9 protein-coding genes are annotated in these 12,232 nt (G+C 67.9%); 2 read left to right on the forward strand and 7 right to left on the reverse strand.

Annotated elements, in window-relative coordinates; genetic code table 11:
• Positions 1-123: 123 nt before the first annotated feature.
• From R3E10_09165 to R3E10_09190, 6 genes are all read right to left on the reverse strand, one after another.
• Positions 124-1,095 (reverse strand): OmpA family protein, encoded by a 972-nt coding sequence (locus R3E10_09165; GenBank protein MEZ4415915.1) that lies wholly within the window; start codon positions 1,093-1,095, stop codon positions 124-126.
• A gap of 88 nt (positions 1,096-1,183) precedes the next feature.
• Positions 1,184-1,651, reverse strand: a complete 468-nt coding sequence (locus tag R3E10_09170) for an SRPBCC domain-containing protein (protein ID MEZ4415916.1) — start codon at positions 1,649-1,651, stop codon at positions 1,184-1,186.
• The gene (locus tag R3E10_09175) at positions 1,648-2,010 is read right to left on the reverse strand and encodes a metalloregulator ArsR/SmtB family transcription factor (protein ID MEZ4415917.1); all 363 of its coding nucleotides are present in this window, start codon (positions 2,008-2,010) and stop codon (positions 1,648-1,650) included. The genes R3E10_09170 and R3E10_09175 overlap by 4 nt, the downstream gene beginning before the upstream one ends.
• Before the next feature lie 61 nt (positions 2,011-2,071).
• Complete coding sequence (locus R3E10_09180; GenBank protein MEZ4415918.1) at positions 2,072-4,447, reverse strand: DUF5916 domain-containing protein; 2,376 nt, start codon at positions 4,445-4,447, stop codon at positions 2,072-2,074.
• Positions 4,448-4,630: 183 nt separating this feature from the next.
• Positions 4,631-5,380 (reverse strand): SDR family oxidoreductase, encoded by a 750-nt coding sequence (locus R3E10_09185; GenBank protein MEZ4415919.1) that lies wholly within the window; start codon positions 5,378-5,380, stop codon positions 4,631-4,633.
• A gap of 14 nt (positions 5,381-5,394) precedes the next feature.
• Positions 5,395-7,665, reverse strand: coding sequence for a DUF5916 domain-containing protein (locus R3E10_09190; protein MEZ4415920.1), 2,271 nt, complete (start codon positions 7,663-7,665; stop codon positions 5,395-5,397).
• A gap of 118 nt (positions 7,666-7,783) precedes the next feature.
• On the opposite strand from R3E10_09190, the gene R3E10_09195 reads away from it, so the two are divergent.
• On the forward strand, positions 7,784-10,030 hold the full coding sequence (locus R3E10_09195) for a DUF5916 domain-containing protein (GenBank protein ID MEZ4415921.1): 2,247 nt from the start codon (positions 7,784-7,786) through the stop codon (positions 10,028-10,030).
• Entirely contained in the window at positions 10,030-11,325 is a 1,296-nt protein-coding gene (locus tag R3E10_09200) for a M14 family zinc carboxypeptidase (GenBank protein MEZ4415922.1), read from the forward strand. Before R3E10_09195 ends, R3E10_09200 begins: the two co-directional genes overlap by 1 nt.
• A gap of 170 nt (positions 11,326-11,495) precedes the next feature.
• Here R3E10_09200 and R3E10_09205 read toward each other — a convergent pair whose 3' ends face one another.
• Complete coding sequence (locus R3E10_09205) at positions 11,496-12,188, reverse strand: PKD domain-containing protein (protein ID MEZ4415923.1); 693 nt, start codon at positions 12,186-12,188, stop codon at positions 11,496-11,498.
• Positions 12,189-12,232 lie beyond the last annotated feature (44 nt).

Genomic DNA, 12,232 nt, shown 5'->3' on the forward strand with positions numbered 1-12,232 from the left:
CCAGGACAGATGCATGCGCCAGACCGAGGTCCCAGGGACGAGGTCACGTACGCGGGCGGCGGGCCACGCTTTCAGCCCCATACGGGGCAATCCGCGTCCGGACACAGCATCCGGCGTTCGGGCTCAGCGGCTCCCGCCGAGCCGTTGCACGATCTCGACGCGCCGGTTCAGCGCGCGGCCGGCTTCGCCGGTGTTGGTGGACACGGGCGCCAGGGGGCCGACCCCGCGGGTCTCCAGCCTGGACGCGGACACGCCGTGGTCTCGCACCAGCGCCTCACGCACTGCCGCGGCTCGCTCGGCGGAAAGCCTCAGATTGCCCTCCAACGTTCCGGTATCGTCGGTGTGCCCCACCACGTAGAAGTCTCCGGGCGCATCCGACAGGTACGTTGCGATCACGGCCAGGGCCGCAGCGGACTCCGGTTCGATCGCCGCGCTGCCGGTGGCGAAGTGGATGTCGTAGATCGCGATCTTCCCGGTCTCGGCGATCTCGGAGCGCATCCGCTCGAGATCCAGGCTCACAGTGCCCTCCTCCATCGCCGCCACGGTGAGCTCCTCGACCATGTACAGATCCTGGTTCGTGGAGATCAGCACACAGACGTACAGCGTGTGGCTTCCCCGCGTGCGGCTTGCCACCAGATAGTAGTCGGGCTGCGTCGCGATGCGGTCGAGATCGCTCCGCCCCACGCGGCCGTCCGTGTTCCGGTAGGCCCGCGCGTTGAGGGGCGCTCCAGAACGCATGTAGACCTTGCGGATTGTCTGCTGCAGGGGCAGGCCCGGACCCGACGACACGTGCGTGGTGAAGCCGGCGGACGCGATTTCCCGTTCGTAGCTGCGAAAGACCTCGAGCGTGCTCTTGTCCCGAGGCTTGGTCAGCACCCGGCTCAGCAGCGCACCTTCGACCCGAGCGACCTCAGGGTCGGCCGCGATCTCGACCGGGTACTCCAGCGCATCGTAGTCCGCCTCGTAGACTCCCTTCTCGACGCTCCCCGCGAAGGCACTCAACACGTTCTGGGCGGCGCCCGCCTGGACCGTGACCAGGGCCAAGGCGGCTGCAGTCAGGGCCATACCGGCGCGGCGGATCGGGGGTCTCGGCATCTGTCCCTCCCTGGAGAGTGTGCGGCATCCAAGGAGCCCAACGGCGAAACGGTGCTGGCGGGGACACCAACGCGCGAGCGGCGGCGCCTCAGCCCCCTGTACCGGCTGCACCCGCCCGCGAGGGCGCCAGCAGGCGCTCGAAGCGATCGAGGCAGCTCGTCCAACCGAACTGGTGCCCGTCCCTCGCTTCGACGCTCGGGAAACGCTCGTGGGTCACGGTGACCTCCGTTCCTTCCCCGGACGCGACAAACTCCACCGTGACCAGCGTCTCACCCATCCGGTGCGCCTCCTCACGCCAATCCCAGGTGTAGACCAGTCGGTGCGGGCGATGGACGACGCGATAGGTTCCGTAGGCCGTGTAGCGCTCCTCGTCTCCCCGCATCCGGATCTCGTAGCCTCCGCCCACCCGCAGGTCCACGCTGGCCTCCTCGACCACGGCGTGCTCGGGGCAGGCCCACTGCTTCATCTGCGCCGGGTCGGTCCAGGCACGGAACACGCGCTCGAGGCCCGCCTCGACGCGTCGTGAGACCTTCACGGTCGACGTCTCCCCCATCATCCCTCCTCCTCTGCCGCCGTAGGCGCAGTGCGCTCGAGGTACCGAGCCAACCCGTCCAGCTGCTGCTCCCAGAACCGCTGATAGCGCCCCACCCAATCGGCCACGTCCTTGAGCGGCGTCGGATCCAGGACGCAGCGGCTGACCCGCCCCTCCCGGGTACGCCGCACCAGGTGCGCCCCCTCCAACACGCGCAGGTGCTTGGAAATGGCGGGGCGGGTGATCTCGAAGGGCGCGGCCAGCTCTCCCACGGTGGCTTCCCCTTCCGTCAGGCGGGCCAGGATCGCCCGCCGTGTCGGGTCCGAGAGCGCGTGGAGGGTCCGGTCCAGGGTCGGATCGGTCTCGGCAAGAATGGTAACCATATGGTTACCATTAGCGCCGAACCGTTCCCTGGTCAAGGCAGGGATCCGTTCGACCCAGGCCTCAGTACCGCAGCAATCGCGTGAACTTCAGCGCCAGCGCCCGGTTGCGGAGCCCGGTTCCACCCGGTCCCGTATCGCGCTCATCGGTCCATACCACGAACAGCTCGCTGCCCGGCCGGTACTCCCAGCGGAAGCGGACGTTGCTGGAGAGGCTGTTGGCGTCTTCGTTGTACTGGAACAGGCTGCTCGCGAACATGCGCGCGGTGAAGGCGTAGTCCGCGCGCAGTCGCAGCACGGTTTGAGTGGATTCGCCAACGGGTAGGTCGATGAAGTTCAGGCTGACACCGGGCTCCAGCGAGAGGCGCTGCGTGACCACCACCCTGCCCTGGTTCACGCTGAGCGAACGGATGGACCCGTCGTAGAACTCGCCCCAATTGAAGGCGACGTTCCCGGAAAGTCGCCGCTGCGGCCCGAAATTGTAGGACAGCCGGTAGTCGGTGAACTCGTAGGCACCGGGAACGATGGTCAGGTCGGAGGACACCTCGAACGGGTCGACCAGACGCTCGAACGCCTTGGTGGTCTGGAAGAACACCTGGTCGCTGTTCTCCAGCTCGATGTTGAAGTTGGCTTCCTGACTGCGGGACTCCATGCGTCCCTGGCGGTCCTCGAAGTAGTCCACCGTAGCCACCCAGGTCAGCTTGCGGACCGCCTCCACGGCGGCCGGACGCGGGCTGAAGCGGGCGGATGTGGACCACTTGCGAAAGCCACTCCTCCTCAAGAAACCCACCTCGGGGTTGAAGTCGGCACCCACCTCCAGTGCAGAAGCAGTCAGCCCGTACTTGTCCGCAGCGTAGGCGCCTTGCACCTGCCAGCTCTGATCGTCGGAACCGTAGCCCGAGGTGGCGGTCTGGGCCCAGTAGGCGCCCAGATTCAGATTGGTGAAGAACGCGAACGCCGCGTCCACGCCATAGGCCTGATTGGAGCCCTCGCCCCCGGCGGCCTGCGAGCGATTGGTGAAGAGCGCGCCGATGGAGCTGCGCTTCAGGATGTCGCGTTTGACGCGCAGCACGGAGTAGTTCGTGGACGGGATCCCCGCCGCGTCCACGCCTCCGGCCTGGATGTTCATGGCGCCCACGCCGAAGGAGCCCACCTTGCCCGTGACGCGCGCCCCCGCCTGGATGGGCACCAGCTCACCGCTCTGAAGCCCGATGCGGCGGCTGTAGAACAGTGAAGGCGCGTCTCCGCCGCCTCCTCCGAAACCGCCACCCCCTCCGCCACCACCACCACCCCCTCCACCGCCGCCGCCCCCGCCGAATCCGAACCCACCCCCGCCGCGGCCGAAGTCGAACATGCCGCGCCCCTCGAGGAAGAACTCGCGCTTCTCGGGGAAGAAGAGGCTGAAGCGGGTGAGGTTGACCTGCTGCTCGTCCACTTCGACCTGCGCGAAGTCGGTGTTCAGCGTGAGGTCGGCGGTGAGGTTGGATGTGAGCGCGTACTTGAGGTCGACCCCCACATCACCACTCGTGCGATTGTCCACGACCGGATCGGCCGTACGGTCGGTATTGAGCCCCGCCAGCCCGTAGGGCTTGATTTCCACGTTGCTGCCGGCCGGCGGAAGATCGAGCCCCACCAGGGTGCCTCCGGAGGAGACGCGGTTGAGCGCCTGTGGTCCGGCCAGGAAGGCCGGGACCGGATTCAGGTACGCCCACTCGTTCTTGTGGCGGATGGAACGCCGCATCTGGATGCCCCAGAGCGGCTCCGGCCCCTCCTTGTAGCGCAGCGACTTGAAGGGGATCGCCATCTCGAGCGTCCAGCCTCCGTCGAAGCGGCCCGCGGCCACGTCCCATACGGGATTCCAATCGGTGTTGGGGCCACCTTCATCCACGACCTGGTAGTCGGAGCGGCCCCCCAACGGATTGGCGTAGAACATCGATCCGCTGCGCCGATCGTAGAACGTGTCCAGCATCACACCGAAGTGCTCGTTGTTGCGGAGTCCGGGCGTATCGCGGCGCAGCTCGTTGGCGATCCAGGTCGAGGGCGGAGAGGAGTCCCAGCAGCGGCAGGTGATGTACAGGTTCTCGTCGTCGTAGGAGATCCAGACGTCCGTGCGCTCCGTGGAGGGCGCCCCTGAGACCGGGGCCGCCTGGATGAAGTCGCCGAAGGGCTCATTGCCTTCGTAGACCGGCTCGTCCAGGCGGCCGTCGAGACGGAGTGGCTCACTCAAGCGGATGGCCCGCACGGTGGCGCGCCCGGAGGCGTCACGCGTGATCGAGGCGGGGGCCGCAGGAGCGGGCGATCCGTCGATCACCGAGCGCTCGGGCTGGCTCCCCACGTCATTGCCGGCCTGCTGCGCGGCCCTCAGCGGCGCCGCGCCGCTCAGGCTGTAGGAGAGCAGGGTCAGCGCCAGGGCGCGGCCGGCCGGATGGGTTCGGAGCATGGGACCTGGGCGGCTGGAGTCGAGCGTGGGGTCAGTCGGGAAAGATGGGGGCCCCCCCATCCCTTGAGTAGACCGGCCCTCGCTTCGCCCTGGCTGCGCGCGATTCCCCGTGGCGGGCGACACCCGAGCGCCGGGGCGTCCGCCTGCGGGGGCTCCTCGGTCGCGCCCCGAACGTCGCTGTGGTCAGCCCCGTCCCACGAAGGGCATCTCCGCCGCCATCACCGTCAGGCTCAGCACCATCGCGTCGGGGGGCAGGCTCGCCATGTACGCCACCGCTCGGGCTACGTCGTCCACATCCATGCGGGGTTCGCTCTTCGTCGACCCGTCCGCCTGTGGTACGCCCTCGGCCATCCGCTGCGTCATCGCGGTCGCGGCATTGCCGATATCGATCTGTCCGCAGGTGATGCCGTGAGCACGGCCCTCCAGGGCGATCGACCTCGTCAAGCCGGTGAGCGCGTGCTTGCTCGCGGTATAGGGCGCCGAGTAGGGACGGGGTGTATGCGCCGAGAGCGAGCCGTTGTTGATGATCCGCCCGCCGGAGGGAGATTGTCGCTTCATGAGCGCGATCGCCCGCTGCGCGCACAGGAAGGCACCGGTCAGGTTGGTGTCCACCACGCGCCGCCAGTCTTCCACGGAGAGCGCCTCCAAGGGCACTGCGGGCCCACCGGTTCCGGCATTGTTGAACAGCAGGTCGAGCCTGCCGAAGCGGGCTTCCACGGCGTCGAACAGCGCGTGTACGGCGGCGGGGTCGGAGACGTCGGTCGGAACGACCAGCGCGCCCTCCCTCAGCTCGGCCGCCAACGCCTCGAGGGGTTGGGCCCGTCGCCCCGCCAGCACCAGCGTGAACCCGCCCTGCGCCAGCGCTTGCGCCGAGGCACGCCCGATCCCGGACCCTGCCCCGGTGACGAGAGCGACTCTGGGACGTGCATCCATCGGAGGCTTCCTCTTCAGAAGACGAGCAGGCGCGTCACCTTGAGCGTCACGAAACGTTCCAGCACTCCGCCGCCGTCCCGCTCGCGGCGTTCCGTGTAGAGCAGGAACAGATCACTCAAGGGCGCGTGGATCAGGTTCGCCCGCAGGTTCGTGATCGTCTCTCCGGTGTCGCCGTTGTATTGAACGAAGGCACCGAAGTTCAGCGTGGTGGAGACCGCGTACTTGAGGCGGGCGCTGTACAGGTTGACGGTGAAGTCCTGACCCTGCACCGACAGATCGTTGCGCGAGGCTTCCAGCTCGGCCGTGAAGCCGGCGCTGGGCTGCCAGCGGCCCGAGCCGCCCACACTGAAGCGGGTGCCGCCGAAGTAGCCTCCGCCCGACACGTTGACCGACCCCGAGAACGAGCGACCCTGGCTGGAGCTGTAGCGGGCCGAGCCCTCGTTGAAGCTGTAGTCGCCCATGGGGATCTCGGTCCCGGACACCCGGAAGGGAGCGCTCAGCCGCTCGAACCGATTCGTATACGAGACGTTGATCGAGGAGCGGTCGGCGAAGCTGAAGGCCACGGCACCGCCGACCTCTCGGGTCTCCAGCCGTCCGTCCAGGTCGGTGATATAGGTGCCTTCGACGTACGGGTTGATCTCCTGCAGGAAGGAGCGACCCACCCGCGGATGTACACCCACGGTGGCATAGCCCTCCCGGATGCCGGTCCGACGCACGAAGCCGATGCCCGGGTCGAAGTCGGCTCCGATGCGGCGCACGGCTGAAGAGAGGTCCCAGAACGCGTCCCGCCACCCCACGGCCAGGCGGGCCGCCTCGCCGTCTCCTGGCTCGCCATCGCTGGAGCTGGCGCCGTAGGCGTTGACGTACAGGTGACCGGCCAGGCGGAGGTTGGTGTCGAAGCCCACCGTGCGGTTGTACGCGCCGCCCTCCACTCCGGTGGCCTGTCGGTTGGTGAACATGACACCCACGTCAGAATCCCCGAGCACGCTCTTGCGCAGCCGCACCACGCTGAAGTTCTCGGCCGGGTCCTCGGCGAACTCCTCGCTCTGCATGTTCAGCAGGCCCACCTCGAGGGGACCGACCCGTCCGCTCAGGCGCGCCCCGCCCAGGAGCGGGACCGGCGTTCCGGACTTGAGGCCGATCTCGCGGGAGTGGAACAGCGTGAAGTCCCTCAGCGACGTGCCCGAGCGGGGCGAGCCCGGCCCATGGTTCACGTCGCCGAAGGTGAAGGTGCCGGAGTTCTCCAGGAAGAACTCGCGTTGCTCGGGAAAGAAGAGGGGGAAGCGAGTGAGGTTGACCTGCTCCTGATCGGCTTCCACCTGACTGAAGTCGGTGCGATAGGTGAGGTCGAGCGTCAGGTTGGGTGTGATCCCGTACTTCAGATCGATACCGGCGTCGGCCTCGTTGCCGCGGAGATCGGTGGCGATCGCTGTACCCGAGGCGCGCGTGGCCAGCGCGAACGGCTTGACGGTCAGGTTGCGCCCCGCAGGCAGGGTGCCGAGTCCCTCCATCGTCCCCGCGAGCGAGACCAGGAAGATCCGGTTGCGCCGATCGAGCGGGGCCCAGTACGAGACCTCGTTCTTGCGACGGATGCGACGCATGAGGTTGAGGCCCCACCGCTGGTCGGCCAGGCCGGGATCGAAGCGCAGCGTTCGCCAGGGGATCCGCATCTCCACGGTCCAGCCTTGGTCGTGTACCGTGGTCCGCACGTCGACGACGCCGTTCCATCCGTAGTCGCGGCTGCGGCCGTTGTCGAACGTCTGCCCGTCCTTGAGGCCTCCCTCGGGGTTCACGAAGAAGACGAACGAGTTGCGACGATCGAGAAACGTATCCAGGCCGATCCCCAGCGCGTCCATCTCCTCGAAGAGGATCCCCGGCGCGTCGCGCTCCAGGCTCTTGGTGATCAGCCCCTGGGGATCGGAGTCGTGCATCTCCGCCGCGACGTACAGCGCGCCCTCGTCGTAGCCGAGGTACACGGCGGTCTCCTCGGAGGCCGGCTCTCCGTCGAAGGGCTGCGCCTGCCGGAAGGCGGTGATGGGGACCACGCTCGCCCAGGCGGGCTCGTCCAGTCGCCCGTCGATCTCGATTCCCGACACCCGACCGATCGTCACCGTGGGCCGGGGCAGCGCCTCCAGGTCGGGGGGCGGGGCCCCGGAGGTACTCTGGGCCCCACCTGCCGCCGGCAGCATCGCCCACAGCAACAGGGTCAGGGTCAGCGGGGTCCCGGAGCGCACCGCAGTCTGGACGGGCCCGGGCGTGCGGCGTTGTTCGTCAGTCCGGCTCAAGATCGGTGCGGGAGGAGGTCCGTCGGTCGCGGGCGCTGGAAGTATGCCCCCCTTCCCTCGCCCTGGCGATAGGGCGCTCCACTTGACTTCCCGCTCGGCTGCGGTCAAATCGGGCGCCATGTCACGATCCCGCTCCGCGCTCCCCTGCGCGCTCCTCACGCTGGCCGCATTGGCAGCGGCACGTCCTTCGGCCGCGACCGCCCAGGCGGGCGGCATCGAGGCCCCCATGGCGGCGGTGGACGATCCGCTCTCCCTGCCCCGACCCACGCTGGCCGCTCACCACACCACGGCCGCGATCACCCTGGACGGCGTGCTGGACGAGGACGCGTGGCTCGAGGCCGACTCCACCGACGGTGTCTTCTGGGCCACCATCCCACGGCAGGGCGTCCACTCACGGGAACGCACCGTGGTGCGCATCCTCTACGACGACGAGACCATCTACATCGGAGCGGTGCTCTTCGACGCCCGTCCCGACCAACTCTTCTCGGCCGGGCTGGAGCAGGACTTCCGTACCGAGAACTCCGACATCTTCGGTGTGGCGCTCGACACCTACTTCGACCGGCAGAACGCGTTCATGTTCGCGATCAATCCCGCCGGCGCCCTGTTCGACGCCCAGGCCTTCAACGACCAGGCCTACGTGAATCGGGAGTGGGAAGGTGTGGTCGACGTGGCCACTTCCATCCAGCCCTACGGATGGGTGGTGGAGCTGGCCCTTCCCATGACCACGCTGCGCTTCGACGCCAGCAAGCCAGAGCAGACCTGGGGAATCAACTTCTCGCGCCGCATCCGCCGCTACAGCGAAGACTCGATGTGGGCGCCGCTCTCGCGGCAATACCGCCTCTACAAGATGTCCCTGGCGGGCACCCTGACCGGTCTGACCAACCTGAAGCAGGGGCGAAACCTCTGGGTCAAGCCCTTTACCAGCGTGGGACGAGCCCAGGGCCTCAACGTCACCGGCACCGACACGAACCTGGACGGCGGTCTGGATCTCAAGTGGGGCGTGACGCCGCAGCTGACGTTGGACGTGACCGCGCTCACTGACTTCTCCCAGGTCGAGGTGGATGAGCAGCAGGTCAACCTGACGCGCTTTCCGCTGTTCTTCCCCGAGAAGCGCGACTTCTTCCTCGAGAACGAGGGCATCTTCAGCTTCCAGGACGCCCAGGTCCGGAACTACCGCCTGGGGTCGAGCCCGCGGGACTTCAAGCTGTTCCACTCCCGCCGCATCGGACTATCCCCCGGTCGCGAGCCCCTGCCCATCGCGGGCGGTGCGCGCCTCACGGGTCGCATCGGCAATTTCGACGTGGGCCTGCTCAACATGCAGACCCGTACCGACACGCTGGCACCCGCGGAGAACTTCTCCGTGTTGCGCCTGCGACGGAACCTCTTCACCAGCTCCGATATCGGCTTCATGTTCGTCAACCGCCAGCAGACCGCCGCTGGCTCCGACGACTACAACCGCGCCTTCGGCGTGGACGGCAACTTCCGGTTCGGATCCACGTTGGTGAACAGTTACTTCGCCTTCACCGACGACCCCGACGCCACCGGCCAGAACACGGCCGGCAAGGTCGAGGTGGCTTGGCGCAACCCACTATGGGACCTCTCCGCCTTCGGCAAGACCGTGGGAGACGGGTTTGAGCCCGATCTGGGCTTCGTGGCCAGGCGCGGCTTCCGGCAGGGGTTCGTGACGATGGGTGCCCACCCGCAGCCCGACCTGCCCAACGTGGCCGAGCTGAATCCCTACGTGGACGTGAGTGTCTACACGGATCTGGATGGGGAGCTCGAGACCCGCGAGGTGACGCCGGGACTGCAGATCCACTTCCTCGACAGCTCCACCCTGACCGTCGAGCACGTGCGGCAATACGAGCGGCTCGCCGACGCCACCGCCATCGCCGGCGCCACGGTACCCGCCGGCGAGTACGATTTCGGGCTCACCTCCCTGACCTACCGCTCGGACGGGGGCCGGCCCGTTGCCGGATCGCTGACCATGACCAAAGGTGATTTCTACGACGGGGACCGCACCTCGGTCGGGGGCACGATCACGCTGCGTCCCACCTTCCGTTGGTTCATCGAGGGCAGCTACCAACGCAACCGGCTGACGCTGGGTGGTCAGGAGGTCGACGCAGACCTGTACGGGGGTCGGCTCGGCTACTCGCGCAACACGCGCACGTTCCTGAACGCGTTCGTGCAGTACAACACATCGGCGGACGAGCTGGTCACCAACGTGCGCCTGAACATCATCCACGCGCCGCTGAGCGATCTCTTCCTGGTCTACTCCGAGCGACGGAATCTCGACCCCGCGCCGGGCGATCCCCGTCTGATCAACCGACTGCTCACGCTCAAGGTCACCCGGCTGTTCGCGTTCTGATGAGAGGACGCGGCGGTCTTCTGGTGGTGCTGTCCGCGCTGGCCGGGTGCGAGCGTCCCGAACGGTTCCAGCCGCCGCCACCCGAAACCTCGCCGGAAGAGCTGGTCACGCTGCATGAAGCAGTACGGGTGGCCGGCCTGGACGATCGGCGCTTCGACCACGCGCGCTACTGGTCCGGCGTGACCCCCTACCTCGGAGGCACGGTGCAGGCAGCGGTCGTCGGCACGAGCGCCGAGGGCCGGGACATCCGTCTGCTGCGCTACGGGCGGGGAGCTGTCCCCGTGCTGCTCTGGTCGCAGATGCATGGAGACGAGAGCACCGCCTCCATGGCGCTGGCCGACATCGTGCGCTTCTTCCATGAGCAACCGGAGCATCCCTTGGCGCGCCGCATCGCGGAAGGGGCCACCGTGTACATGGTACCCATGCTGAACCCCGACGGCGCCGAGCGCTTCCGGCGCCGCAACGCCCAGGGCATCGACGTGAACCGGGACGCGCGTCGCTTGCAGACGCCGGAGGGTCGGCTGCTCAAGGCGCTCAACGACTCGCTGAGCCCCGCCTTCGGCTTCAACCTGCACGACCAGAACGCGGCCGTACGTGTCGGAGATTCCGACCGAGGCGTGGCCATCGCGCTGTTGACGCCGGCGTTCGATTCCGCCCGCAGCGTCGACGACAAGCGGCGGCGCGCCATGCAGGTGGCTTCCGTGGTGCTCACGGCCATGCGCCCCCTGGTGGACGACCACATCGCCAAGTACGACGATACGTTCAACCCGCGTGCCTTCGGCGACCTCATCGGCGCCTGGGGTGCCAGCACGGTGTTGATCGAGTCGGGCGCCTGGCGGGACGACCCCCAGAAGCAGCACCTCCGTCGCACCAACTTCGTCGGGATCCTCTCCGCGTTGGACGCGATCGCCACAGGCTCGTACGCGCACTACGACCCCAGCCTGTACGACGCGCTCGACTTCAACGGGCGGCGCGTACCGGACCTGCTGGCGGCAGGCGGCACCCTGGCGGTCCCCGGCTTGCCCCCGCTCCAGACCGACCTGCTGATCCAGTACGAGCTGCCCCTGCTCCAGGACAGCGCCGTGGTGGTCGATATCGGTGACATGGGTGAGGAGGAGGCACAGGACACGCTGGACCTGACCGGCCTGTTCGTGATCCCCCTCCCCGAGATGCGCGATGCTCGGGGCGGAGTCGACACCGGCGCGCCGGCCTGGTTCGAGGTGGCCGAAGACGCCGGGGGCCAGCGGGTGCGCTTCAGGTTCGAGGGCCGCAGGCCAGCGAACCTCCCCTCCTGAGCGGCTCCGCCGCCGGGCACTGCGGCGTGTGCGGCCCGGACGCAGTCGGTGACCCCCCGGACGCGGCGAGGCCGCCCGCGCCCGGAAGGGCGGAGCGGCCTCGAAGGTCGGGAGGGCGAGTTCAGTCGTCGGGGGTTCGCCCACCTCGACCCGATCCATGGACCCTCGCGCTACCACTTCAGGGTTTTGTCGTAGATCTCGGAGCTGCAGATGGTGAAGAGCGTGCAGGAGTAGACGCGCAGCCGGATCGAGCTCTTTCCGCGGCTACCCGAGAACCCTGCCGTCAGGCGCACCTTGGCCTGCCCGACGATGCCCGCCACCGGCACGAAGGTCTCGATGTCGTTCTTGGTGGTCGAGAGCGTGATCGAGGTGATCTTGTTGTCGAAGGCGGTGAAGACCAGGTCCGCGCCCTTGTAGTTGGGATGCGTCTGGTAGCAGACCCCGATGACCTTGACGTCGAAGCAGGCGCGGGGGGCCGGATCGATCTTCAACGACTTCGTGGACGTAGTCCTGAGGTTGCCGGCGTCGCGCGCGGTCAGGGTCACCGTGTACGTCTTGCCGGCCGCGGGGAAGTCGTGGTCCAACTTGATGGCATCGAAGCCGTTGGCGACGGTGAAGGTGGTGCCGTCGCCCCAATCGATCGTGACGTCGGCGATGTCGCCATCGACGTCCGTGACGTTGGCGGCCAGCGTGGCACGGAGGTAGACCGTCCCCGATCCGGTGACGGCCATGGTGGCGACGGTGGGGGCCGTGGGCGCCACGGGCTCGGGATCCACGCCGGTGGCGCTCTTGTCGCAGGCGGCGGCGACGAGCGTGATCGCGAGCGCGAGCGCGGGGCGGAAGGCGGCGGTCATGCGCTTCATGTTCGATTCCTCGGGGGTTCAGGTTCTTCTCCCTTCACCCCGAG

This window comes from Gemmatimonadota bacterium, assembly GCA_041390105.1.
GTDB lineage: Bacteria > Gemmatimonadota > Gemmatimonadetes > Longimicrobiales > Gaopeijiaceae > JAGQIF01.